Source organism: Oceanobacillus jordanicus (assembly GCF_022095695.1).
Classification (GTDB): domain Bacteria; phylum Bacillota; class Bacilli; order Bacillales; family Amphibacillaceae; genus Oceanobacillus_B; species Oceanobacillus_B jordanicus.
Genome location: NZ_JAIFZM010000013.1, coordinates 1 through 24,920, shown reverse-complemented (window position 1 = coordinate 24,920; position 24,920 = coordinate 1). Strand labels below are relative to the sequence as shown.

At 37.6% G+C, this 24,920-nt stretch carries 32 protein-coding genes and 1 pseudogene; 12 read left to right on the top strand and 21 right to left on the bottom strand.

Annotated features, from left to right (window positions below; translation table 11 throughout):
- Positions 1–96: 96 nt before the first annotated feature.
- The 8 genes from K3T81_RS14575 to K3T81_RS14540 all read right to left on the bottom strand — a co-directional run bounded on the left by K3T81_RS14575 (position 97) and on the right by K3T81_RS14540 (position 5,097).
- Positions 97–1,323: a dicarboxylate/amino acid:cation symporter gene (locus K3T81_RS14575; protein WP_106896503.1), complete on the bottom strand. Its 1,227-nt coding sequence runs from the start codon at positions 1,321–1,323 to the stop codon at positions 97–99.
- A 76-nt stretch (positions 1,324–1,399) separates the two neighbouring features.
- A complete protein-coding gene (locus tag K3T81_RS14570) occupies positions 1,400–2,257 on the bottom strand; it encodes a DUF421 domain-containing protein (protein ID WP_106896504.1) in 858 nt (285 codons plus the stop codon).
- A 26-nt stretch (positions 2,258–2,283) separates the two neighbouring features.
- Complete coding sequence (locus K3T81_RS14565; RefSeq protein ID WP_106896505.1) at positions 2,284–2,484, bottom strand: DUF1657 domain-containing protein; 201 nt, start codon at positions 2,482–2,484, stop codon at positions 2,284–2,286.
- A gap of 11 nt (positions 2,485–2,495) precedes the next feature.
- Complete coding sequence (gene spoVAE / locus K3T81_RS14560; protein WP_036573440.1) at positions 2,496–2,846, bottom strand: stage V sporulation protein AE; 351 nt, start codon at positions 2,844–2,846, stop codon at positions 2,496–2,498.
- Positions 2,843–3,859: a stage V sporulation protein AD gene (gene spoVAD / locus K3T81_RS14555; RefSeq protein ID WP_106896506.1), complete on the bottom strand. Its 1,017-nt coding sequence runs from the start codon at positions 3,857–3,859 to the stop codon at positions 2,843–2,845. Before spoVAD ends, spoVAE begins: the two co-directional genes overlap by 4 nt.
- The gene (gene spoVAC, locus K3T81_RS14550) at positions 3,859–4,338 is read right to left on the bottom strand and encodes a stage V sporulation protein AC (RefSeq protein ID WP_106896507.1); all 480 of its coding nucleotides are present in this window, start codon (positions 4,336–4,338) and stop codon (positions 3,859–3,861) included. Before spoVAC ends, spoVAD begins: the two co-directional genes overlap by 1 nt.
- 18 nt (positions 4,339–4,356) lie before the next feature.
- The gene (locus tag K3T81_RS14545) at positions 4,357–4,818 is read right to left on the bottom strand and encodes a YhcN/YlaJ family sporulation lipoprotein (RefSeq protein ID WP_238020721.1); all 462 of its coding nucleotides are present in this window, start codon (positions 4,816–4,818) and stop codon (positions 4,357–4,359) included.
- A gap of 72 nt (positions 4,819–4,890) precedes the next feature.
- Complete coding sequence (locus K3T81_RS14540; protein WP_106896509.1) at positions 4,891–5,097, bottom strand: DUF1657 domain-containing protein; 207 nt, start codon at positions 5,095–5,097, stop codon at positions 4,891–4,893.
- 355 nt (positions 5,098–5,452) lie between these two features.
- On the opposite strand from K3T81_RS14540, the gene K3T81_RS14535 reads away from it, so the two are divergent.
- On the top strand, positions 5,453–5,905 hold the full coding sequence (locus K3T81_RS14535; protein ID WP_106896510.1) for a hypothetical protein: 453 nt from the start codon (positions 5,453–5,455) through the stop codon (positions 5,903–5,905).
- 300 nt (positions 5,906–6,205) lie between these two features.
- Here K3T81_RS14535 and K3T81_RS14530 read toward each other — a convergent pair whose 3' ends face one another.
- Positions 6,206–6,526, bottom strand: coding sequence for a hypothetical protein (locus tag K3T81_RS14530; RefSeq protein WP_238020720.1), 321 nt, complete (start codon positions 6,524–6,526; stop codon positions 6,206–6,208).
- A 165-nt stretch (positions 6,527–6,691) separates the two neighbouring features.
- Here K3T81_RS14530 and K3T81_RS14525 point away from each other — a divergent pair, with 165 nt between their 5' ends.
- The 3 genes from K3T81_RS14525 to K3T81_RS14515 all read left to right on the top strand — a co-directional run bounded on the left by K3T81_RS14525 (position 6,692) and on the right by K3T81_RS14515 (position 10,560).
- Positions 6,692–7,105 (top strand): YwpF-like family protein, encoded by a 414-nt coding sequence (locus K3T81_RS14525; RefSeq protein WP_238020719.1) that lies wholly within the window; start codon positions 6,692–6,694, stop codon positions 7,103–7,105.
- A 131-nt stretch (positions 7,106–7,236) separates the two neighbouring features.
- Positions 7,237–8,601 carry a TrkH family potassium uptake protein gene (locus K3T81_RS14520; protein WP_238020718.1) on the top strand — a complete coding sequence of 455 codons (1,365 nt, stop codon included), beginning with the start codon at positions 7,237–7,239 and terminating at the stop codon, positions 8,599–8,601.
- An 18-nt stretch (positions 8,602–8,619) separates the two neighbouring features.
- Entirely contained in the window at positions 8,620–10,560 is a 1,941-nt protein-coding gene (locus tag K3T81_RS14515; protein ID WP_238020717.1) for a putative bifunctional diguanylate cyclase/phosphodiesterase, read from the top strand.
- A 49-nt stretch (positions 10,561–10,609) separates the two neighbouring features.
- Here the strand turns inward: K3T81_RS14515 and K3T81_RS14510 are convergent.
- The 4 genes and pseudogenes from K3T81_RS14510 to lepB all read right to left on the bottom strand — a co-directional run.
- Positions 10,610–10,687: pseudogene (locus K3T81_RS14510) on the bottom strand (YjcZ family sporulation protein); the annotation flags it as partial.
- 177 nt (positions 10,688–10,864) lie between these two features.
- Complete coding sequence (locus K3T81_RS14505) at positions 10,865–12,013, bottom strand: S1C family serine protease (RefSeq protein WP_238020714.1); 1,149 nt, start codon at positions 12,011–12,013, stop codon at positions 10,865–10,867.
- Between the two features lie 15 nt (positions 12,014–12,028).
- Entirely contained in the window at positions 12,029–13,189 is a 1,161-nt protein-coding gene (locus K3T81_RS14500) for a zinc ribbon domain-containing protein (RefSeq protein WP_238020713.1), read from the bottom strand.
- A 313-nt stretch (positions 13,190–13,502) separates the two neighbouring features.
- Positions 13,503–14,027 (bottom strand): signal peptidase I, encoded by a 525-nt coding sequence (lepB, locus tag K3T81_RS14495; RefSeq protein ID WP_036573417.1) that lies wholly within the window; start codon positions 14,025–14,027, stop codon positions 13,503–13,505.
- Between the two features lie 203 nt (positions 14,028–14,230).
- On the opposite strand from lepB, the gene K3T81_RS14490 reads away from it, so the two are divergent.
- A complete protein-coding gene (locus K3T81_RS14490; protein ID WP_106896516.1) occupies positions 14,231–14,407 on the top strand; it encodes an aspartyl-phosphate phosphatase Spo0E family protein in 177 nt (58 codons plus the stop codon).
- A 12-nt stretch (positions 14,408–14,419) separates the two neighbouring features.
- On the opposite strand, the gene K3T81_RS14485 is transcribed toward K3T81_RS14490, so the two are convergent.
- Positions 14,420–15,571, bottom strand: coding sequence for an aminotransferase A (locus K3T81_RS14485; protein WP_238020711.1), 1,152 nt, complete (start codon positions 15,569–15,571; stop codon positions 14,420–14,422).
- A gap of 113 nt (positions 15,572–15,684) precedes the next feature.
- Here K3T81_RS14485 and K3T81_RS14480 point away from each other — a divergent pair, with 113 nt between their 5' ends.
- The gene (locus tag K3T81_RS14480; RefSeq protein ID WP_106896518.1) at positions 15,685–15,855 is read left to right on the top strand and encodes an FbpB family small basic protein; all 171 of its coding nucleotides are present in this window, start codon (positions 15,685–15,687) and stop codon (positions 15,853–15,855) included.
- A 98-nt stretch (positions 15,856–15,953) separates the two neighbouring features.
- Entirely contained in the window at positions 15,954–16,286 is a 333-nt protein-coding gene (locus K3T81_RS14475; protein WP_238020710.1) for a hypothetical protein, read from the top strand.
- Between the two features lie 373 nt (positions 16,287–16,659).
- Here the strand turns inward: K3T81_RS14475 and K3T81_RS14470 are convergent, their stop codons facing one another.
- The 5 genes from K3T81_RS14470 to K3T81_RS14450 all read right to left on the bottom strand — a co-directional run bounded on the left by K3T81_RS14470 (position 16,660) and on the right by K3T81_RS14450 (position 19,576).
- On the bottom strand, positions 16,660–16,875 hold the full coding sequence (locus K3T81_RS14470; RefSeq protein WP_106896520.1) for a hypothetical protein: 216 nt from the start codon (positions 16,873–16,875) through the stop codon (positions 16,660–16,662).
- A gap of 64 nt (positions 16,876–16,939) precedes the next feature.
- Positions 16,940–17,401, bottom strand: a complete 462-nt coding sequence (locus K3T81_RS14465) for a YkyB family protein (RefSeq protein ID WP_238020709.1) — start codon at positions 17,399–17,401, stop codon at positions 16,940–16,942.
- 329 nt (positions 17,402–17,730) lie between these two features.
- Complete coding sequence (locus K3T81_RS14460) at positions 17,731–18,312, bottom strand: SCO family protein (RefSeq protein ID WP_106896522.1); 582 nt, start codon at positions 18,310–18,312, stop codon at positions 17,731–17,733.
- Positions 18,313–18,429: 117 nt separating this feature from the next.
- Positions 18,430–18,660, bottom strand: coding sequence for a penicillin-binding protein (locus tag K3T81_RS14455; protein WP_238020708.1), 231 nt, complete (start codon positions 18,658–18,660; stop codon positions 18,430–18,432).
- Positions 18,661–18,724: 64 nt separating this feature from the next.
- Positions 18,725–19,576, bottom strand: a complete 852-nt coding sequence (locus tag K3T81_RS14450) for a metallophosphoesterase (protein ID WP_106896523.1) — start codon at positions 19,574–19,576, stop codon at positions 18,725–18,727.
- 151 nt (positions 19,577–19,727) lie between these two features.
- Here K3T81_RS14450 and fadH point away from each other — a divergent pair, with 151 nt between their 5' ends.
- Positions 19,728–20,495 (top strand): 2,4-dienoyl-CoA reductase, encoded by a 768-nt coding sequence (fadH, locus tag K3T81_RS14445; protein WP_238020815.1) that lies wholly within the window; start codon positions 19,728–19,730, stop codon positions 20,493–20,495.
- A 79-nt stretch (positions 20,496–20,574) separates the two neighbouring features.
- Here fadH and K3T81_RS14440 read toward each other — a convergent pair whose 3' ends face one another.
- Entirely contained in the window at positions 20,575–21,495 is a 921-nt protein-coding gene (locus K3T81_RS14440) for a cation diffusion facilitator family transporter (RefSeq protein WP_106896524.1), read from the bottom strand.
- A gap of 13 nt (positions 21,496–21,508) precedes the next feature.
- Positions 21,509–21,811, bottom strand: a complete 303-nt coding sequence (locus K3T81_RS14435) for an ArsR/SmtB family transcription factor (RefSeq protein WP_106896525.1) — start codon at positions 21,809–21,811, stop codon at positions 21,509–21,511.
- Positions 21,812–22,009: 198 nt separating this feature from the next.
- Here K3T81_RS14435 and cbpB point away from each other — a divergent pair, with 198 nt between their 5' ends.
- From cbpB to K3T81_RS14415, 4 genes are all read left to right on the top strand, one after another.
- Positions 22,010–22,456 (top strand): cyclic-di-AMP-binding protein CbpB, encoded by a 447-nt coding sequence (gene cbpB, locus K3T81_RS14430; protein WP_036573394.1) that lies wholly within the window; start codon positions 22,010–22,012, stop codon positions 22,454–22,456.
- A gap of 250 nt (positions 22,457–22,706) precedes the next feature.
- On the top strand, positions 22,707–23,426 hold the full coding sequence (dapD, locus tag K3T81_RS14425; protein ID WP_036573391.1) for a 2,3,4,5-tetrahydropyridine-2,6-dicarboxylate N-acetyltransferase: 720 nt from the start codon (positions 22,707–22,709) through the stop codon (positions 23,424–23,426).
- A 12-nt stretch (positions 23,427–23,438) separates the two neighbouring features.
- Positions 23,439–24,569, top strand: a complete 1,131-nt coding sequence (locus K3T81_RS14420) for an N-acetyldiaminopimelate deacetylase (protein ID WP_238020707.1) — start codon at positions 23,439–23,441, stop codon at positions 24,567–24,569.
- Positions 24,570–24,624: 55 nt separating this feature from the next.
- Complete coding sequence (locus tag K3T81_RS14415) at positions 24,625–24,867, top strand: YkuS family protein (protein WP_238020706.1); 243 nt, start codon at positions 24,625–24,627, stop codon at positions 24,865–24,867.
- The last annotated feature ends 53 nt before the right edge of the window (positions 24,868–24,920 follow it).

Below are 24,920 nucleotides of genomic sequence, written 5' to 3'. Positions count from 1 at the left end.
AGTATTATATGAAAAAAGAAAGAGAATCATGAGTAGCCAACTAGTGCTACGATATGATTCTCTTTTTTTGGTTATAAGATAGGTCTTGTTTTTTGTTTATACCTCAGCTTGTTTTATCCAATCTTTACCTTCTATCTGCCTTGTAACAAGCATACTGGAGACAGTATCACCAGTAACATTTACCATCGTTGCCGGTGGGTCAACTACTACTCCAATTGCCGAAATAATTGGCAATGCTTCCAACGGCAATCCGTACAAGCTAATGATCATCATTTCACCCATAAATCCGCCTCCTGGAATCCCACTCATTACGATCCCGGACAGCAGACAAATGCCGATCGCCGTTATAAATGTATCCCAACCACTAAAGTCCATGTTAAAGACACCAAATACAAAAGCAATCTTTAACATAGCAGAGAGGCAGGAACCATCCATATGAATGGTGGCGCCTAAAGGTAAGATCGTTTCCCTTACATCTTTTGGTACACCAATTCGTTTCGCTGCCTGTAGGTTAACAGGAAGGGAAGCAATACTGCTGCCTGTTCCTAGAGACGTTGCTGCAGGGGAGAGGATGTTTTTCCAAAAACGGATTACTCCAAGCTTCCCACCAGCTATAAATGCGTATAGAGTAAAGCCAATCGCAAAGTACAGTACTGCCACTGGATAATAAACGATCACTGCTTTTGCGTAATCCCCAATTAAATCAGCACCAAACTCTCCAATCAAAGAAGCGAAATATGCACCCAATCCAATTGGTGCATAATACATGACAAGCTGAACAAGCTTCATAAATACTTCAGATCCACTTGTCAAGAATTTGCTAAACCCTTTTGATTTCTCACCAGTTAATGCGGTTGATATACCTACTAAAACAGAGAATATAATAAGTGCAAGCATGTTTTGACGCGAGAATAGATCTACAAAGTCAGATACCGTAAATGTATTTACTAGTTGTTCAGAGAGCGTCAAATCCTCTGTGTTTTCAGGAGTTTCTAAAGGAATATCAACACCTTGACCTGGCTCAAAAATCACGGTAGCTACAAGCATGAAGACAGCTGCAATAATTCCTGTAACGATAAACACGCCCATCATGGAGCTCATGATTTTACCTAATCGCTTCATACTATCCATGCTCGCAATGGCGGAGGATATAGTAAAGAATACGAGAGGGATTACGATCATAAATAGTAAATTTATGAATAAGTCTCCTAATGGTTTAATAACGGTAGCATCTTCCCCAAAGACCAATCCAATAATGGAGCCAATAATAATTGAAGAAAGGAGAATAAGAGGGAAACGATATGCTTTTAATTTTTCTTTCATTTCTGTTCAGTCCTTTTCGTGTAATTGCAAGAATGCCGTTCTTCATTGTACACGAAAAAGACGAGTTGGTAAAAGGCTATTTGAGGTGAAATTGGACAAGGTCAATTGCGGCCTGCAGTTTTTTGCTGTTCTTTTCATACATTTTTTTTGCCTCTTCATTTTTCGTTGCTAAGGAAAAAAGCTCCAAATCGGCCTGACACTTTTTCATCGTAGCCAATAATAATGGCTTCTCAGTAGGCTCAGCGACTGCAATCTTGTCGTCATAAAGATCCACTGTCAATTGGCCATCATTATCTGCTTGTGCGAGAAAGACGTTTTCAATACTTACACTCATTTTATCTAACTCTGTCTCAAGCCAGTTCGTGTTTAAGGATAGATTTGCCAATGGTTCTAATAATACTTTACCATCCATAATAACAGCCTGCGGTTCTTTCTGTGGAGCTAGCTTCAAACCAAGGTCTTTCGCAGTCAGAGGCTGATTTTCCTTTTTAGGTAGGACGCTTAACGTACCAGAAGGTTCTAAAACAGCAAATTCTACATCTGAAGCAAGAAATACATTGTTATCACGTAATTTTTCTAGCAGGTCGTCTGTAGAATAACCTTCCTTCTTGAGGTTATCTTCCATTATTTTACCATCCTGAATAAAAACAGTACTTTTACCCTCAGTAAAATTACGGAATGACTTACTTTTTAAGGAGATATACTCTACTGCATAGGGGACGAGAAACCATACTGCCATGGCGACTAAACCATTTAAAATGTTACTATCTGGCTCAATTGTATGGATCGCGACAATGCCACCCAACACGATTCCAGAAATATACTCAAATATATTAAGCTGTGAGAGTTGTTTTTTTCCGAGCCATTTGGTTAGAAAAAATAAAATAGTAATGAGAAGAAGTGACTTTCCGATAACTATGACCCAATCTGGCATCTCGTTTTCTTCCTTCCTCGGTTAACTTAGTTGTATTGTGGTTCTTCCTTGCTCAGCATAATGACCTGTTTCTGCAAATCGTTTTTTACTTCGGTTATAATGGCTTCTGCATCCTTGAACGCTTGATAGGAATTTTGTTCATATGTTTTCTCCGCAAGCATTTGCAAGGATGCTTCAACACTCTTTATAGAAGAGAAACATGTTTTAACCTGGGATCCTACTGTCATGATTACACCTCCTATCCCTTTGGTTTAAAGATAATGGCCCCAATTACGCCAAATACAATAGCAGCAGAAATCCCCGCACTGGTTACTTCGAACATTCCTGTGACAACACCAACTAGCCCATGTTTTTCTGCTTCTTGCATGGCACCATGTACCAGTGAATTACCGAAACTTGTAATTGGAACAGTTGCTCCAGCGCCAGCAAAATCAATTAGTGGCTCGTATAGGCCAATCCCGTCCAAAACTGCTCCAGCTATAACGAGGATGGTTAACGTTTGTCCAGGGTTCATTTTAAATACATCAAATAAAATTTGACCGATTACACATATGGCGCCACCGATAACAAATGCCCAGAAGAAAATCATGTTGCATCACTTCCTGACTCAATGGAAACTGCATGTGCAATACATGGTATAGGGTCCTTTTGTTGAATGCTTAGCGGGGAATGTAAGGACCCTGTAGCTACAAGCAACATTCGTTTAATCTCTCCTCTTTTAAGCTTGTTCAAAAAATGCCCATACGTTACAACAGCCGAACACGCTGGTCCACTAGCTCCAGCCAGAACTGGTTGTCCTTCTCTGTAGATGGTTAACCCACAATCCACATACTGGTCTTCTCTAATCGATAAACCCCTTTGTTTAAGCAGGTCTAGCGAAACCTCTCTTCCAATATGGCCTAGGTCGCCTGTAACAATAAGATCATAGTAAGAAGGATCAATATTTCTATCCTTAAAATGGGTTTCTATCGTATTTACAGCGGCAGCTGCCATAGCTCCTCCCATGTTAAAGGGATCTGTAATTCCCATATCAACAATTTTTCCAATTGTTGCAGAGGTAACAACAGGGCCGGAGCCTTCTTTAGCAACAAGCGCACACCCAGCTCCAGTCACAGTCCATTGAGAAGTAGGGGGCTTTTGTCCTCCGTATTCAGTAGGGTAGCGGAATTGTTTTTCAGCCGTAGCATTGTGACTAGAAGTACCACTAAGTATATAATCAGCACCACCACTATTAATAAGATATGCTGAAAGGGCAAGGCTTTCTGCAGATGTTGCACAGGCACTGAATATACCAAGGTAGGGGATGCCTATGGTTTTTGCAGTAAAGCTTGTAGGTGTTATTTGATTAATTAAATCTCCACTAATAAAAAACTGTACCTGTTCTTTTTCAATACTGCTTTTTTTCAACGCTACTTGACATGATTCTTCCATAAGCATTTGTTGTGCTTTTTCAAAAGAATCCTGCTTTAGCCACATATCTTCATGAAGGATATCAAAGTCCTCTGGGATACTTCCCTTGGCTTCAAATGGCCCTCCCACAACACCAGTAGAAATGATGGTTGGTTTATTCTCAAAAACCCAAGTTTGATGACCTTGTAACATTAGATTACCCCCCATTTTATTAAAAGGGTCTTTATCAATGCGATAACGAAAGCAGAAAATACGCCATATACAATGACAGGACCGGCAAGCTTAAGCATGTTACTACCCACACCTAAAATAAATCCTTCTGTTTTGTATTCAATCGCGGACGAGATCACTGCATTACCGAAACCTGTAACAGGTACAGCAGAGCCTGCCCCGGCGAATTGGCCAATTCTATCGTAAATGCCAAACCCTGTAAGTAGCATAGTTATAAAAATTAACGTAGCAGTTGTCGGATTACCAGCAGTTTGCTCGGTGAAATTAAAATAATATACATAAAAGGTTGAAATTAATTGGCCGATAAAGCATATGAAACCTCCAACAAGGAACGCCTTAAGACAATTTAATAATACGGGACGCTTTACTTCGCGATCTTGTTGAAATGCCTGGTAGTTCTGAGCTTCAGGTGGTAATTTTTTTTTCTTTTTATCTGCCATTTCGCTTCACTCATTTCGTTAAGTCTGTTCTTTGGAGAGGTCTACAATTTTCTTTACACGTTTCTCCATACTTTTCTTGGACATCGAACCTGATTTTAGTTTTTCTTCCAGTTTCTCTAACTCAATCGCAATCTTTTTATCTGTAGTTAGTTCCACCTTTAAATCAGGAAACATTTCTTTCATTTCTTTACTAAGTTGTTTTCGTATTTTAGCAAGTTTTAAACGTTGGTTTTGTTCCACTTGTACGGCTATAATTAATTGCTTCGATGTATTAACAGCTTTAATTGCCGTGATTTCCTTATAATTACTTAAGGCTGCTTTTGCCTGGTTTGCCTGTTGCTGACTCGTATTTTGATCTTTTGTCGAAATATGAGTTAAATCAAGTGCCTCGTTTTTATTTTTGGATGGTTCAAGTGCTGATTCGTTTCCACAACTGCTTAGTGTACAAAGTAGGCCGATAAGAAGCAGCCATCTCTTCATGGACATTTTCTCACCCGTTTTCTCAAAGAATAATCAAAGGACTGGCTAACCAATCCTTTGACTTATCTATATTTAGAAACCCTTATACTGGGGCTCTTCTTTCTCCATTTGTTGAACTCTTGGTTCTACTGATTGCAGAATAGACATTGTTTGCTGTGCTGCGTCTTCGTATAATTTCTTTGCCTGTTTGTTTTCTGTTTGTAGGGCAAACTGCTCGAAGCTTGCCTGTGCACTCTTTAATCCGGCAATGGTCTGTTTTACTTGGCTACCAACTGTCATGTTTATCCTCCTTCGTAAGAATGTCACTACTTATAATGACAAAGAAGAGAATTATTTATACAGTTAATAAATTTCCTTTTATACCCATTTTTTATAAAAACATTGAAAAAGTTGAAACATTTCCACTACCAAATCCGTCTTATAATACAAGCGAACAAAACGGCCGACCTTATTTTTACCCCGGTGCAACCGTCCGTAGGACTCCCACTTCAGAACATGGAGTGAAACCGTAAGTATTCAGTGGGAGAAAACGGACGCTAACACCCCGATTCGTTCAACTAACAATCAGTGGGGGAAGAACGAAAACCCCTCACTGATTGAAGGTTCACTTTATAAAAAGTAGGAGAGAGATACAATGAAAAGAAGGTATATATTTATAGGGGTACTATTTATTCTTTGCTTATTCGTTTTTATTTATCAGCAATTTGCTGGAGGACATACTATCCTTGCAGAAAACAAATCTTTTTCAAAACAGCAAGGAGATTTCATTTTACATATGAGTGTAATTCAGGTAGAAGAAGGAATAGAGGTTCGTCAGTCCATTCAGTATGTGGGAGAGGAACCTGTTGAAATTAAACATCAGTCACCATTGGTTTCCGTTTCCTTGAAAGATAAGAAACCCACTTTTACAGGGAGTATGGTGACAAAAAAACTGAGTAAAGGGAATGTTTACTACCCACAGGACCCAGTAGTAATAACGGAGATTGACAACATAGAGGGTAGCTCATTATATGTAAACGCCAGGTTATTTACCGATACCGAGGAAAGAATTATGATCGAGCATGTTGAAGAGTTAGAGTTTAATTAAAAAGGAGCCAGGCTTTTATAGCAAGGCTCCTTTTAATTTTAAGTAAGGAAAGTACATATTGTAGGATAGGATGCAATGACGACATAGTTTTAATTTGTAGACCCAAGTATAAGAAAAGACAAGCGAATGCAAGTTATCTCGGTGCAACCGTCCGTAAGACTCCCACTTCAAAACATGAGGTGAAACTAGTTTTGAGTGGGAGAAAACGGACGCTAACACCCCGATTCGTTCAACTAACAATCAGTGGGGGAAGAACCCCCACTGATTGTTAGTTTCACTTTATCTAATCTAAAATGTACTTTAAATGAGAACAGTCTTATCTTTTTCCATTATGTTTTCTTTTCTAAGTTCGACTTTTATTGACTTATTAAGTAATTGTGAAATCGTATGGTACACTTCTTTTGCATCTTGTCCATCAATAATAAGAACCAATGATTGATTTTTTCTGCAAAGAAGGAAAAAGGATAGTAGTTTTGGTAGGTTTTTTGTATCAGCAATAAGGTGATCTCGATAAAGGTACATATTTACATCGTTCTTAACAGCGTAATGATGAATCTTTACAATGTCTTGGGTGTGGATATTTTGGTTTAATTGTATTTTATATGATGACAGTTCTGACATCTTAATCTCTCCTCATAGCTATTATTTATTAAATAGTTACCCGACCTCTTAGCTGACCAAACATAATAAGAAATTCATATAAATATATTCAATCGTATGCATTTCTGATACACTTTTAATGATAATAGAAAAACCTTTTAATTCATCGACGAATGGAGGAAGGCAATGAAGACTTTTAAATTAAAGAGTTTACAAATACTAGAACTAAACGACGATGGTATAGAACGTCATTCCTTAGACCTTATGGACGGGTTGATTATAAACAGAGAAGATGATCAACTAAGATGGACTGTAGAAGCGTATGTTAGCCGTGCGTACTCATCCTTTTTACATAGACTTTATGAAGAAAAGAGTGAGATTATTATTCGTGCTAAGATAACAACAGAGAGCAATGAACCTGCTATTTTTATTACAACCATTACAGGGGTAAATGATATTGGTGATAATATGAACGTATTATTCATCGGGAAACTGGTCGATCAAAAAACGAGTAAAGTGGAATTATTACTCTCTACCCTGATAGATGAAGGATATCGGGGAAATGCGCTTTTACCAGTGTTTAAACAGCGGATATTATGATGCCGACTTAGGTGGATGCCTGAATTTGTCGAAATTGCAAGCAATTCTTACCACCGCCTGTTATAATGTTAGTGACATTACAGCTTTTAAAGGCGTAGTAAGCATTAGTTAAGTGTTAGGAGTTAGGAAGTATGAATTATTGGGGTCCATTTTTTAAATGGATAAATAAATTATCACCGGTACAGGTGTTGCTCGTGTTTTATTTCTTTGCAGTAATTGTGTCAACTATTCTCATGTCACTACCTTTTGTATACCAGGAGAATGTACGAGTAGAATTTATTGATATACTATTTACTGCAGTTAGTGCCTTAAGTGTTACAGGGCTCAGTACTATTACCTTAGCAGACACGCTGAGTACACCAGGTATTCTTGTTTTAGCCTTTATTCTACAGCTCGGTGCAGTAGGAGTAATGGCTATTGGTACATTTATCTGGCTATTATTAGGTAAAAAAATTGGATTGAAAGAGCGACGGCTTATTATGGCGGATCAAAATCAAACTACTTTTGAAGGAATGGTCCGTTTAATTAAGCAAATTGTTTTCGTGCTGCTTACCATTGAACTAATTGGATTTGTGGTGTTGGGTACATATTTCTTGCGTTATTTCCCGAACCCTAGTGAAGCGTACCTACAAGGCTTTTTTGGGACAATTAGTGCAATTACCAATGGTGGATTTGATATAACAGGTCAATCCCTAATCCCGTATCGTAATGACTATTTTGTTCAATTCATTAATATTCTTCTCATTATTTTTGGAGCGATTGGTTTTCCTGTCCTCATCGAGGTAAAAGAATATCTGTTCGAAAAAGAAGAAAATAGAAAAAGGATACGGTTTAGTTTGTATACAAAGCTGACAACATTTACCTTCTCAATACTCGTAGTTGTCGGTGCTTTGTTCATCTATATTCTTGATTTTAATCACTTTTTTGCTGATAAATCTTGGCACGAGTCTTTCTTTTACGCATTGTTTCAGTCGGTCACAACGCGAAGTGGGGGATTGGCGACAATGGATGTCACACAATTAACAGAGTCCAATCATCTATTTATGTCCTTGCTCATGTTTATCGGTGCTTCTCCTAGTAGTGCGGGAGGCGGGATCAGGACAACAACCTTTGCTCTTGTGGTCATTTTTATCATTACATACGCCCGTGGTGGAAGCAGTATTCGCATTTTCAAAAGAGAAGTGTATGATGAAGACCTAATTAAAGCTGTTGCAGTAGCACTAATGGCTATCGTTATTGTGTTCCTTTCCATGATGATCATGTCAATCATTGAACCGTTCTCTCTATCCCAAATATTATATGAAGTAACTTCCGCATTTGGTACGGTTGGGCTATCTTTAGGTATCACCAGCGATTTGCAGCCAATTAGCAAAGTGATTCTGATGTTGTTAATGTTCATAGGGCGCGTAGGGATCATTACATTATTATTTACTTTTAAAAATAGAAAAAGAAGCGGTAAGTATCGTTATCCTAAAGAGAAAATTATCATTGGCTAAGATGGAGGGAGCATTACTATGGAAAACACTTTTTTTCCATTTAATCAAAATTTGCTATCCAGTTTAAACGAGCCCATAATGTTTGTTGATCATAGTGGCACGCTTTTGGCAGGGACCAACGCGGCATATAAGTTAATAGGCTGTAATAAAGACAACGTTTTAGCTAACCTAAATGACTACTTTGATTTCGAAAAAATGAAAGCGGCAGTAAATTGTACCTGTATTTTGCCACTTAAACGAGATCATGCAACCTTTCTTGAAGCCAAGTGTGTTTCCTTAAAAGAGGACACCTATGGAATTGTTCTTAAGCCCCTCGAGCTACCGGGTGGAGGAACGTTCCAAATTAAAGATACAGTAAAAGAAAGCGAAGGATTACTTATCCTCGACGGCGACAAAATTATAGATTGTAATGAATCGTTTGCAACGATTTTTCAGTATTCCCGTATCCAACTTAAATCGATTCGACTTGGCGAACTTTTACAGCTTAATAAAGGAACAATAGACGCGGAGTGGTGGAAGGGAACCGAGAGCGGGATTCTGGCAGGGAAAAAGAGCAACGGCTCTCCGGTTTATATTCAAGTATTAGATTATTCTAGCTATCACGGCAAAGAGGGCGCCCGGATCTTTCTTATTAAAAACGTTACAGACCAGGTGAAAAATGAAAAGCGAATCGAATACATGGCATATTATGATGAGCTGACAGATCTTCCAAACCGAAACTTTTTTATGAAAATACTTGATGAAGCAATCAATAAGTCTAAGAAATTAGGAGAAGAGCAGCTTGCTGTGTATTTTCTTGATATTGATTATTTCAAAGAGATAAATGAAACGCTTGGTTATTCTTTTGGGGATAAGTTATTAAAAGCAATAAGCGATAAATTGAAATCTTTTCTAGGGCCTGATACGTTCATTGCAAGAATAGGCGGGGATGAATTTCTTTTACTTCAAAATGGGATAAAGGCAAAGGAGCATACCGTAAAACTTGCTGAAGATCTAATTGTGGAATTTGAGAGTCCTGTCAAAATTGGAGAACATGACATTTATACGTCTATTAGTATTGGAATCAGCGTCTATCCGAATAACGGAAAATCACCAGAGGCATTGCTGACTCACGCTCAATCTGCGATGCATGTAATTAAGGAAAAACACCGTAATAATTATAAAATGTTTGAAACATCTATTTCTGAGAACTTTAAATCAATGCTTACAATGGAAAGTGACTTACGGAAAGCTCTACAAAAAGAACAGTTTGAATTACATTATCAGCCCCAGAAAAATTTGCTTACAGGGGGAATAGTCGGGATGGAAGCATTGCTTCGCTGGAATCATCCAGAAAAAGGGTATATTCCACCATTAGATTTTATTTCGCTTGCCGAACGAACAGGGCTGATAATAGAAATTGGTGACTGGGTTATGTACGAAGCCTGTAGGCAAAATAAACTTTTACAGGGAAAAGGGTATGACCCTGTTATTGTAAGTGTTAATTTGTCAGCGAAACAGTTTCACCAAAAAAACCTCGTTACCAAAATAAAGAATACCTTAAAGGAAACGGGGCTGGATCCAAAATATTTAGAACTAGAAATCACAGAAAGTATGGCAATGACAAACGAGCACTACATTCTTAACACTTTACAGCAATTAAGGGAGCTTGGAGTCCTTGTCTCCATTGATGATTTTGGAACAGGTTACTCATCATTACGATATTTAAGTGTGTTTCCAGTTACGAAGTTAAAGATTGATAAGACGTTTATGGATGCTTCACAAAAGCAAAATAAAGCCATCGTAAAATCAATTATACATATGTCACATTCCTTAAATATGAAAGTAATTGCTGAGGGAGTAGAAACACATGAACAGATTGAATTTCTCAGGGAAGAAAAATGTGATGAAATGCAAGGATATTATTTTAGTAAACCTTTACCACCAGCAAAGCTAATTCAATTGTTAACAGCAGGATAAGAAAAACAAGCTTGCGCTATTAATGAAATAGCGCAAGCTTGTTGTTTAATTAGCAATAAAAAGCTGCACCTACAATGATTAAAAGAATAAAAAGCACTACAATTAGTGCAAAGTTATTTCCATAACCACTACCGCCGCCACAACCAGCGCCGCCGAATCCGCCATAGCCGTAACCCATTCTTTTCACCTCCCCTTGTTCTTACAGTTTACTATATGTATATCGTTTAGAATTGTATAGACGAATGCCCAGTTCAAAAAATAAACCTGCTACCACAGGAAGGTAACAGGTTAGTGAGAGGAATTATTAATCTGTATTATCGATAATTTCTACAATTTTTAATTGGTCATTTTCATAATCCGTAATAAATTCAAAAGTATGTTTCTTCATTTCCGTCTTCTCTTTATTTTCTAGTTTGCTCTCAATTTCAACTTCTACGGTTGTTTTGACTGTATTCGTCTCGGTTACATTGCTAGTTAGATCGCTATACTCTAACTTTACGATATGAATGTACTCTTCACGAAAGTCTTGGTAAGAGGTTTGGGATTGCATATTACTCCCCAGCAGTGTATATGCATTAACATAATCTCTTATATCAATACTTTCCAGGAAATAGTCAATCAGGTACTCTGCATCCTCCATAAATTGTTCAGGGGTGTTTGTGTCAATAATATCTGTTGTGCTTGTAAACTCTAAATTCTCATTCTGGGCCTCATTTGACCACTTTTCTATGTCACCGATTACTTCATTTGTCGGGATGCTAAATCCGATGGTACCATCCTCTGTACCTACAGAATTAATTCCAACTACTTTTCCTGTATTTCTATGAATTAAAGGGCCCCCACTATTGCCGTGGGTGATTTGAGCAGAGATTTGATATACATTAGAGTAATCAAAGCCATCAACTGAGAAATTGCGCTCTGCACCGGAAATGATTCCAAGTGTCACGGTATTTTGAAAACCATGAGGACTACCCAGGGCAATAATTTCATCACCAATCTCCGCATTAAGATCTTTTTCCACTTCTAAATAATTTTTGCCGGCGAGCTGTGGTACCCGGATAACAGCAACGTCAAGACTTTCACCAATGCCAACAACAGCAGCAGGATATATTTGTGCGTTAGCCGTTCTAACATATATGGTATCTGCATCACGAATTACGTGGGCATTCGTTATTATATCTCCTTTTTCATTAAATAAGAATCCAGAACCTGTAAGCGTACTTTCGTCATTTTGCGCTTCTATTTGAATAACGTTTTTTTCAGCCTCATGAATAATGGATTTAAGATCTAGTGTTTCTTCATTAACGTTAACTTTGTTAATAGTAGGGTTGTTAACAGAGAGTTCTTCATCATTCCAACTATTGTACATTAAAACACAAAGTACAATTCCTATCGTGAGTAACAACACGGAAAGGATGATAGGAAGATATTTCTTTTTATGCAATAAAAACACCTCTTTTGGGGGAAGTCAGTCTGTGTACCAAGTAATTTTCTGAACCTCAATATTCAGATCTTTTCCTTTTTCATCTATGTCGAAATGAGTATATTCAAACTTACCTGTTTCACCGGGGTATAATTTATCCGGAAAGACAAACACTTCGTTTGTTAGTATTTCGTTTCCTTCCTTTGTTGCAAGAGAATAATTGATTAAAACGGAATTTACAGGAATGGTTGCGACGCTTTTTACTTCACCTTGTACAACAAGTTTACCTTGTTCGTCCTTTGATAGGTCAACTTCAACCAGTTCAATTGCATCCGTTTCATTCAACTGCCTTTCCTCTTCAGCAGTTGTCATAGCCTGCTCAATTCTTTGCTCTTGGGCCGTTTCGAAAGCCACTTGTTCCTTGTCTATTGTTGTCTTAAGACTCCGAAGTTTCTCTGAGTCGGGGGCATATTTCAGCCCGTCTTCCACGATAATCTGAGCATCATTAAATTGCTTGCTGTTTAATTGTTCATTCGCTTTCGTATACGTATAATCTACTATTTGCTCTCGAATGCTTGTGGTAATAGTATTAGCTTCCGTACTATCTATTGCCTCAGCATCCCACAGTAATATTTTTAATTCATCAATGTTAGATTCTTTGTTCAGTACATTCTTTATTTGTTCAAGCTTTATATTATTTCTTGTTGCACCTATGTCAGAAATCAATTTATTTATTCCAGGACCATTAAAGGTATTTAGATCGCTCTCTGAATCATTAATAAGAGAAAGGGCCTCTTGGTATTTATCTTCTTCTAACAGCTTTTCAGCCTTTTCTAGGGAAGATTCTGCCTGAATCGCTTTACTTAAGAAACTCAGTGAAATCTCTGCCTGCGTGAAATGTGGCTTGTACTCTAGGACAGTTTCAAATGTTTCATTAGCTTTTGCGTAATCCCCTTTTAATACAAGTTCTTCACCCTCGGCGTATAATGCCTGCGCTTCATTCGTCTTATTTTCCAGGATTAGATAGAGTAATCCAGAAAAAAGAAGTATCACGAAAAAAACAGAAAGAGGAAGCAACCAAAATTTGTTGAATTTTTTTGAAGTTATAAATCGCTCATTTATATCAAGAGGAAGTTTTCCCCCACAAGTAATACAGTAATGTTCGTCGCTTTTTATAGATGATCCGCAATAAGGGCAGTGTAGCATTATGTGCCTCCCAAAATCTCTCGAAGTTTGTCAAATGAAAATATACTACTTTATTTTATCACATTTTTGCTTTATTTAGGGAGAAGATATTGATATGATGAAAGGGTAACAAATAGGTGATATGATCGAAAGAAGATTTGGGGCAGGGGGTGCATAAGCATGCTTGAAGCAGTATTTGGGATTGTTTGTTTTGGTATCCTATTAATGAATATTGGATTTTGTTTATATGACAATGAAAGATAAAAAAAGACAGACTGCTTGTCTGTCTTTTTAGAGAAATATGGGAAGTTATTGTAGCTGAACCCACAGTGCTTTACCTAGTTAGCGACCATTCATCGAATGGGAAGATGATTAATTCTGATCTGCCAATAATATTATCTTCCTCAATAAAGCCAAGGCCATTTCTACTATCTTTACTGATCGCACGATTATCTCCCATTACAAAGTAATTGTCCTCAGGGACCTCGATTGGTCCATAGCTTCCGGTTTGCATTTCTGCTTCTTCACTAAGAAATGTTTGCTCGTATTTTTCCCCATTTATATATAGGCTACTACCATTTATTTCAATTGTATCTCCAGGCAATCCAATAACTCGTTTCACATAGTTTTTTAGGGGCCTTTCGATGATGACAATATCTCCACGTTCTGGGTCACCAACGAGGTAAACAAACTTATTAAAGATTACTCTTTCCCCATCCTTCAAAGTAGGATCCATACTTTCCCCATCGACTATGGATGTCGCAAATAAGAAAGTACGTAAAAAAAGAGCTATTAAAACAGCTATAATGATGGCTTTGGCCCATTCGAACCATTCATTTTTCTTTTTTCGTTCGGTCACCGAAGACATCCTTTCCAAAATACATTTCTCTATAATAGTAGCATAGTAAGCAATTGTTATCGAGTTTCAAAACTGCTGTAGTTTATGACAAGGAAAAATATTATACCCTATAAACAATGTGGTATAAAATAACTTGTCACAATCTGTAAATTTATGCTAAAGTAAAGTAAATTAACATAGAAGGGGGCAGACAAACTACGATAATGTGTGCATTAGACAAACTCTTAAAACGTATTGAATTTCTGCGTAAAAAAATGACCGAAGTCGCTCTGGAAAAAGGTTTCACAAATTTAGAGTCAGTAGCAATCAGTCAAGAACTTGATCGCCTACTGAATCTCTATGACAATATGAAAAAGCAAAGTTCTCGTAAAGCCGACTAGATGCCCCTTTCCTTACACTTGCAAAAATCCTTCTAATCGATCTAATGCTTTTTTAATTGTTTCTAAATCATATGCGTAAGATAAGCGCATATATCCTTCTCCAACCACTGAAAAGCTACTACCTGGCACTAAAGCAACCTTTCCTTTACGAACAAGCTCCAATCCGAGCTGAAAAGAGTCCATTTCTTTCATGGGAAATTTAGGGAAGAAGTAAAATGCACCCTCAGGTTTATTAACAGACAGCCCCATAGACACTAACCTTTTATATACATATTCTCTTCTTACATTATAGGCTTCCTGCATAATTAGCGTATCATTTTTACCATTTGTTAATGCTTCAAGAGCAGCATATTGACTTATGGATGATGCGCAAGACACATTGTACTGATGTACTTTTAATAATTCTTTTGCTAGCCATGATGGTGCAAGTAAATAACCAATCCGAAAGCCTGTCATCGAATGGGACTTGGATAAGCCGTTTATAACAATTGTTTTATCTCTAATTGATTCAAACGAAGCGATAGAGTAATGTGGCCTTTCATACACTAATTCACTATAAATTTCATCTGCCAAGATGAAAATATCTTTGTCCTTTAATACGGACACCAATTCGTTTAGTTCCTCTTTGGTAAAAGAAGCACCAGTTGGATTGGAAGGGTAGGGAAGAACAACACATTTCGTTCTATCTGTAATATGTTGAACCAGATTCTCTTTTGTAAGTTTAAATGCATCATTTGTGGTATCCGCATAAACTGCTTTCGCCCCGGCTAGGGTGATAAGTGGCTCGTACCCCGGATAGATAGGTCCTGGTAAAATTACTTCATCTCCACTATTTAAAATCCCCCTAAAAGTAATATCAATGGCTTGAGAAGCACCAGTAGTAACGATAATTTCCTTATCAGGATCATAGCTGATATGATATTTCTCTTCATTATATGCAGCGATAGCCTTTCGTAATTCAAGGATTCCAGCATTATGTGTATAACCTGTTTTGTTTAAGGACAATGCGTTTACTGCTGCCTGTTTTATATGTTCAGGTGTATGAAAGTCAGGTTGTCCAATTGTTAGAGAAATAACATCCTCTTCATCCGCCACCATATTAAAAAATTTCCTAATGCCAGATATTTCGATTTGTTTAAGTTTTTGGTTCAACATATGTTCCATTATAGCCTCCTGCATGGTCATTTTTTCAAATGTTATAAAATGTTCAAAAAATTTAGATCTACTTCAGTTAAAATAGGGTATACTTTTATATAATACTAGAAGGAGTGTATCATATGCGACCAAAAACGTTAAATTTCGAACAACTTTTTCAACAAAATAAGCAAGAGCTTATGGAAGATAAAAGGGAGTTATCGCAAATCGAAGTCCGCTTGGAAAAAAGACAGTCTGACAGTGTCATGTTGAAGAAGGAACGAGCCCAGAATAAGACTTTACAATCTGAATAAAGATGGGGATTTTTCACCTCTAGAGTTAAAGAAAGTGAAGTATAAAGTTAGGTAAACTAGTGGACAATGCTAAAAAGAGTATGGAAGGAAGTATAGCATTGTTCTTAAATATAATTACAAATGTGCAGGAAAGTAAACTAGAGGATTCGAGTTATCTATATATTTTAGTAACAATTGGTTTAGCTATCGGCTATCTATTGGTAAGACCGGCTGTGAAATGGTTTATTACGAACCGTGTGTTCGATCTCCTAAGTTATATAATGGTTAGTTTAATTCTCTGTATCATGCTATCTGCCAGTTATTTTATGCTGGGACTCTCACCAGAATTGTTCCGTCTCTTTCTAAAAGTAATACTCCAGCTATTGGCATACTTTGGGGCTGGATTAGTTATATGGAATCTAATTAGGGTACTATTTATAAAACATAGTTAATACAGAAACCGAAAGAAAAGCAAACGTATAAAGTGAGGTGCTAAACTTGCGAGGTGACGCGAAAACTTTCCGAAATAAATTCGTAAACTCAGAGAGTAGTAAGGCACATTTAGAAGGGAACAAGAATTTGCAATGTTACAAAGCCATTTAGCAAGGAAAATGCTTCTCCTTTTACTTGTCAACTAACTTCATTTAGAAAGTATACCACTTAAAAATTCCTCCAAGTAATTAAATAACATTCGAAACCATATATGATTTCGAATGTTATTTTGTCATCGCTCGGCTTTATTGATTTTTTTATAGGCTATAATGAGTTGGCTCACCAGAATATTGGGAGTTTATTTGTTGTATTCCTATCACCCTTTGATGATGATTATTCTTCATTTTCAACACCATATTCACTGTGCATTGTTTCCAACCATGAAAAGACCGGATGAAAGAATTCCTCAGGCGAGCGAACAGATGCAGGTGCTGTTTTCATAACCTTCTGTTTTTCTGCTTCAGGTAATTTTTCATAGGCATCTTTCAAAGTATGGGTTTGGTCAGCGTATCGGTGCAGTTCATACATAAAATTTTTCAGTTCAGTCATACGGAAGGCCTCCTTTTACTAAAGGTATACCTTATCTATATAAGTTTAAAACATCACAGCCTATTTAACGGTGTGATTTCCTTCTTGGTGGCCATTCCATTTTTCCCAGCGAAGAGGGAGTATAGTAGGATGATTTTTTGGGTGTGGTAGTTGACGGAGCTTGTGGTTTCCAGTCAATATATTCATAGATTACTTTTTTAGCTTGAGAAAGTGACATTTTGCATTGTGGATTTCGATAGTTCTCATCGAGTGCTCCCAAATGTTTTAACTGTTGAAAATCCTTTTTTGATGGCGGAATATGAAAGTAGTAATCATCTACTTTGACAAGGAGTGTAGAATGCTGATTACTAAACTTTGGATGTTCAGAAAAATGTAATCCTACTTTGTTCGCTTTCTTTTCATTTAGAAGGCGATTTATAGTTTCTTTCTTTATATAGTATAGGTGTTGTGGTTCAGGTGCAGTTTTTGCATGTCTATTTACAGTGTACAATGCTTTGGCAATATCTCTTAGTTGTTGGTTATGCATGCTCTCTCTCCTTTCTACTACTTTGAACTTTAAATTGAAATTGATTCTGTTGCAAAATTGTTAAACGATCTAATATATAGCTTGTCTACATCCTACCTCAAAGTCTCTCACACCGCAACCAGCATAAGGAGGTTTCTGTTTTATTCTTAAAGAAGGGGATTTTAAAAAGAGATAGTTGTAGTAAATATAACGCAAAAACTGAACGGTTTTTCGAAAATACTCCGAATCCGCTCAGTTTTTTTATGTAGATTTATTTTGCAAATTGACCGTTATGCAAAGAAGAAATTTATTTATTGTAGGTCTTTTCTGCATACTTTATAACGCATCTACTAATAAACTTCTTTTAGATATTGTACGATATTTTCCATCTCTGCTGGTTGTGTCCCATTAAACTTTTTGATCGCATTTCCTTCTGGAGTTACAACGAAAAAGTTGATTCCATGAATCATTTGGTCTGAATCAGGGGCTTCTTCTAACATTGTTTTAAAAGATTTAATAGAGAGTTCTTTGATTTCTTGGAATTCATACCCTGTCAACAGGTTCCAATTGTCAAAGGAAGCTCCTCTTGAGGCAGCGTATTCTTTTAGTTTCTCCGGGGTGTCATGTTCAGGATCTACACTAAATGATACGAACTCTACATCTTCTAAACCCTCGTCTTTAAGCATTTTTTGCAAATCAACCATATTAGATGTCATGTTGGGACAGACAGTCTCACAGTTAGTAAAAATAAAATCAGCAATCCAGAATTTTCCTTCCAATTCGCCACTGTCGAATTGTTCATTATTCTGGTTAGTGTATGAGAAATCACTTACTTCGTATGAAAAGTCTCCATTATAATCTTTTTCACCACAAGCTGCCAATAGTAATATCAATCCTAGAAATAACAAAAGTAATTTAGACCTTGTAGACATATGTATGGCCCCCATTCTTTTAAGATCTCATTAATTTTAGCATGAAGGAGGATAAAAAACCATGTCGAAAATGTAAACGAAAACAGCAGTCGACTAGATAGATCGACTGCGTGCTCGTTAGTATGGATTGTAATACGGCTGATAATACGGTGGTCCAGGATTGTAGCCATATCCATATGGATAGTGATAGTAAGGTGCGGGAGGATAAGGAGGATATCCTCCACCTTGGAAGGCACCATATAGTAATGGCCCGAAAGCAAGGCCCGTCAAAAATGGTAGGACAGGGAAAAAACGTGTATCTTCTTGGTCCTGGTGCTGGCGATAAGGCATATAATGGGGATTATACAATATGATCTCCCTTTCATTCTTATATTCCTTATAGTCTATGCAAGCATTGCAGGATGGGTTAATATCATTCCTTGTGTAAGGTGTACACGTGAAGCTCTGGTTTACATAAGAAACGATATGGCAAACGGGTAGTACCAATACCACGATTAACAAAAAGTTGTAGGTTTCCGTCGTTTAGTAAGTATTTTCCTTCTACATATTTCTCTGCATACTTAGGTGTATAAAGATGCCCGATAAATGGTAAACGAACCTGTCCACCATGGCTATGACCTGACAATTGTACGTTAACAGAGTAGTCTACTGCTACATCAACAAAATCTGGCTCATGTGCAAGTAATAGCGTGAAAAGGTCAGGGTTCACATTTTCTAGGGCTTGTCTTAGATTAGGGCTACCAAGCATAACATCATCAATACCCGAAAGAATGATTCGCTCATTGTTTTGTTCGATTACGGAATGCTCGTTCTGTAAGAGGGTAAAGCCTGAAGCGTCCATAACGTCTCTTACTTTTTCTGTTCCGTAACCTCCATGATCATGGTTGCCATAAATCCAAAATTTCCCACGAGGAGCTTCAAGAGATTGAAGAACATTTATTAAATCATTATTCCATGTATATAGATGGGGTTCATCTACCAAATCGCCAGTAAACACGATTAGATCTGGGTTTATTTCATTTATTCTATTAACAAGCTTTTGTAGTTGTTCTATACTATAGTGAAATCCAATATGTGTATCTGAGAATTGTACAACTTTAAAATCATTAAATGATGCAGGGATTGTAGCATCCATTATTTTCACATTCTGAACTTGTAGCATCCTTGGTTCGATATCCCTGGCGTAATAGTAAGTACCTCCACCTATTCCTATCAGAGCCAGTAAGCTGCCAATTGATCTTTTTAAAAAGGAACGTCGATTCATATGGTCATACCTTTCTATTTCATACGTTAAAAGTAAATTATAACATGTTAAGACAACAGTTTTTAAAAAAATTTCACCAAATTAATTGTTCTTTGACTTTGAATCGGATTCCGAATAGTATGAATAGTAGGAAGGGGAGAAGGGTATGACAATGCGAGGTCAAACAGTTCTCATAACCGGGAGCACAAGTGGTATGGGAAAGCATATGGCTGCGAAATTTGCAGCCGAGGGGTTAAACGTAGTCATAACAGGAAGAGACAAAGATAAATTGAAAGCGGTTAAACAAGAATTGCTTGAACAAGTCGGGGGCTCGATTCATGCTATCCAATTAGATGTAAGAGATCCGGATTCTGTAAGAAGAGTGGTAGCGGAATCAGTAGAACATTTTGGGGCTATCAATCATCTCATTAATAATGCAGCTGGTAACTTTATTGTCCCAGCAGAAGAGTTATCGGTTAATGGGTGGAATTCTGTTATTAATATTGTATTAAATGGTACGTTTTATTGTAGCAAAGAAGTGGGGCAGTACTGGATAGAACATAATATAAAAGGCTCGATTATTAACATGGTAGCAACTTATGCTTGGAATGCGGGAGCTGGTGTAGTTCACTCTTCAGCTGCAAAAGCAGGAGTGTTAAATATGACGCGAACATTGGCTGTCGAGTGGGGGACTAAATATGGAATAAGGGTGAATGCGATTGCTCCAGGCCCAATTGAGCGTACAGGAGGGGCAGATAAATTATTCGAATCAGAGGAGGCGGCTAAGCGTACCATCCAATCTGTTCCGCTGAGGAGATTAGGTAAGCCAGAAGAAATTGCAGACCTTGCACATTTTATGCTGTCCGAAAAAGCAGCGTATATGAATGGAGAGGTAATTACGTTAGACGGGGGCCAATGGCTGAATAAGTTTCCTTTCTAAAACCTATCCTATGCTGTGAGGGAAACAAAAGAACCTCCACAGGAAAGTAACGTGGAGGTTCTGGAATAAAAAGCCAAAACTAATCACAATTATCACAGTTAGAATGAATGGAAGTATTTTCTCCTTCAACTTGGATCGTACAGTGAGAAATATGGAAGGTATTCTTCGCCAAGTTATTTATATTAATTAACAATTGGTCCCTATCAACGTTGTTCTTAACAACTACATGGCAACTTAATGCTGGAAACTCTGATGTAATGGACCAAACATGTAAATCATGCACATCAGCGATTCCATCAAGTTTTCCAATAGAATCGTTAAGAGCTGTTACATCGATGTTTGCCGGCTTTCCTTCCATTAATATATGAAGAGAATCCCTTACAATTCTAACCCCGGAGAAAAGGATTAAAGCGGATACGATGACACTAGCAATTGGATCAGCGATGTTCCAATTGAAAAGTATAATTAATATCCCGGCAATGATAGCTCCTACAGAACCTAATAGGTCTCCGAAAACATGTAAAAGTGCACTTTTAATATTTAAGTTATCATGAGAATCCCCACGCATTAGCATCCAAGCCACTAAAATATTTACAAATAAGCCGATAATAGCTATAAACATCATACCTGCACTCACCTCAGGCGGTTCAAGAAAACGATGATAGGCTTCATAAAAAATATAGAGCGAAATGACAATGAGAGTTAATCCGTTTATAAATGCTGCGATAATCTCAAATCTCTTGTACCCATATGTTTTATCAGAGGTGGCTTGCTTTTCACCTATTTTAAAGGCAAGTAAGCTTAGCCCCAGCGCTGCAGCATCACTTAGCATATGTCCCGCATCTGATAACAAGGCAAGACTATTTGTTAGGTACCCTCCGATTGCTTCCACAATCATAAACGTGAAGATGGTTACAAAGCTCCAAAATAGTACCCTCTTATTCGAGGTATGATGATGGTGATGTCCTTGACTATGATTATGTTCATGGCTATGACCCATTTTATCTCCCCCTTTAACGTATATGTTTTGCATGTTCAATCGATTGTTCAAGCAAGTTCATAACATGGTAATCATCTGGAGAATAATAATACTTTGTTTTATCTCGCCGGCTCTTTACTAGACGTAGTTGTTTTAAGTATTTTAGTTGATGTGAAATGGCTGACTGATTCATATCTAATGTTTCTGCAATTTCACTAACAGAACATTCCCGTTGAAATAATAAATGAAGTATTTTTATTCGCGTCGGATCAGCTAGGGCTTTAAAAGTTAAAGAAACATTATCTATTAATGCTTCATCAATTGGAGTATAGTTCAAATCAGTTCCCCCTTACAATATGATCATATGCTCATATTGTAATATAAGTGCGCTTTAATAATCAAGGCACGTGGTAAGATATTTTTTCTATTTGTTCAGTTATGATAAACTGTACATGTAACTGGAAATTTTTACGCTTGTCGTGTAAACGGAAAATTATTGTTAACTGTGAAGATAGATGTAAAAGGAGCGCATGCTATGAGTATGATTCAAGCTAATCAATTAACTGCTGGTACAGTAGGGGATTTAATGATTTCTTCAGAGAAGGTAGCGCATGTTCAAGTAAACAATCCGTTGGAACATGCTTTACTCGTCTTAGTAAAATCTGGCTACTCAGCTGTCCCGGTTTTGGATCCTTCCTATCGACTAAAAGGTACGGTCGGTAAGACGAAAATATTGAATGAAATTCTTGGTCTGGAACGATTTGAGATGGAGAAGCTTGCTCACATGGAAGTTAAAGATATTATGAATGAAGGTCTGCCTTGCTTAAAAAAGGAAGATAATATAATGGATGGATTAAATGCAGTTATTGATCACCCTTTCGTTTGCGTAGTAGACGAGGAAGGGTACTTTGATGGAATCTTAACGAGAAGAGCAATACTTAAAAAGCTCAAGAAAGATATCTATACATCATTATATGAATAATAATATAGTAGGCGGTGACTCTCAAGATGCATAGAGATGAGTCACCGTTTTTTACGGGGGCAGAAGCTTAAATGTTAGCTAGGAAGCAATAACGATATGGTTGAAATTTGGAAGTCCCCGTATAAGAAATACATACACATTCACAAAAGACGCCCAAATGCGAGTTTCTCTAATGCAGAATAGTTTATAATTGCTTGAGGAAAAGGCGTCTGCTAAAGTAAAGATAGTATAGTATTAGGAGGAAAAGATATTGAACATGATGGATGCAAATGAAATTATTAGTTTTATCTCAAACAGTAAAAAGAGTACCCCAGTGAAAGTCTACATAAAAGGTGATAATCTGGATGCATTAGAATTTGGTGAGAGTATCCAGGCCTTTGTTGAAAATAAAAGCGGCGTTTTATTTGGTGAGTGGGATGCTATTAAGGCAGTCTTGGAACAAAATAAGGCCGTTGTATCAGACTATGTTGTAGAAAATGACAGAAGAAACTCTGCAATCCCGTTATTAGATCTAAAGGGAATTAACGCTAGAATCGAACCAGGAGCAGTGATTAGAGACCAAGTAGAAATTGGTGACGGCTGTGTCATTATGATGGGGGCTATGATTAACATTGGGTCAGCGATAGGCGCAGGCACGATGATTGATATGAATGCTGTACTTGGTGGAAGAGCGACAGTCGGTAAAAATTGCCACATAGGGGCTGGAACAGTACTTGCAGGAGTTATTGAACCACCTTCAGCAAAACCTGTTGTTATCGAAGATGATGTAGTGATAGGTGCAAATGTAGTTGTTCTGGAAGGAGTAACTGTTGGCAAAGGGGCGATTGTCGCTGCTGGAGCTATCGTTACAAAGGATGTTGCGCCAAATACACTTGTTGCTGGTACGCCGGCAAAAGTACTTAAAGAAATTGATGAAAGCACCAAATCTAAGACAGAAATCAAGCAAGAACTTCGTAAACTTGATAATTAAGCGGGTGAAACAATGAGTGATGAAACACTACGTTCGATACGGCGAGAATTACACCAGATACCCGAACTAGGATTTCAGGAAACAAAAACCCAGCAGTATTTATTGGATAAGTTGACAGAATGGCAGACAGAACGGGTCCAAGTAAAAAAATGGAAGACTGGTTTGCTAGTTCGTATAGCAGGTACCAATCCAAAAAAAACAATAGGATTTCGGTCTGATATTGATGCGCTTCCTATCAAAGAAGATACTGGACTTACCTTTTCTTCCACTCACGCAGGAAGAATGCATGCATGTGGACATGACTTCCATATGACAATTGCACTTGGTTCTATCCATTACTTTGTTGAGAACCCGCCAGTAGATAATCTGTTATTTGTTTTTCAACCAGCAGAGGAAGGACCGGGTGGCGCTTTGCCCATGCTCCAATCTGATGTGTTCCAAGCGTGGTTTCCAGATATCATTTTTGCGCTACACATTGCACCTGAGCTACCAGTAGGAACCGTATCGAGCAAGGAAGGATTACTTTTCGCTAATACGAGTGAATTGTTCATTGATTTTAAAGGGAAAGGCGGCCATGCTGCATATCCCCACTTAGCCAAGGATATGACGGTTGCGGCAAGTCAATTTGTTGTGCAACTCCAACAGATTATTTCCAGAGGAATTGATCCATTGGAGAGTGCCCTTATTACGATAGGCAAAATGGAAAGTGGCTATGTACAGAACGCCATTGCAGAAACGGCCCGACTAGAAGGTACAATTCGAACCCTTAGTCCGGAAACCATGCCAATTATTAAGGACAAACTACAAAAACTAATGGATGGTTTTTCTCTTGCTTATGAGTGTGAGATAGATGTCGATTATGGAGCAAACTATTACCAAGTATATAATGATGCTTCCTATGTACATCTTTTTTCCAAAGTAATGAAAGAAAACGATATTAAATTTGATACAGCGCCTGCAGCGATGACGGGAGAGGACTTTGGCTACATGCTAAAAGAGATTCCTGGGTTTATGTTTTGGCTTGGGGTTTCCTCACCTTATGGGCTCCATCATGCGCAACTTAATCCAAATGAAGAAGCCTTATCTGTTGGTGTAAAGGCAGTGGTGCAAACCATTGCAAAATTAACAGTGAATGATGCATAACATTAATCTGAATGCAGAAACTATATAGGAGATTTTCTATATAGGAGGCTGTACAATGGCTCGAATTGGTGTTGAAAGTACGTTATCGGATGTTAAAACGGCCCTCATGGAAATGGGGCATGAAGTTGTTGACTTAAAATCAGCAGAGGATGCAGCATATTGTGATTGCTGTGTGATTTCTGGCCAGGATAAGGATGTAATGGGAATGGCTGATACGACTATTTCTGGGCCTGTCATAAATGCACAGGGTACAAATGCAGCTACAGTGTGTGATCAGGTAAACCAAAAGTTTAGCTGATAATAAAGTTTTTTTGAAGGTACAAAGCTCTCCTTATAGGAGGGCTTTTCTTT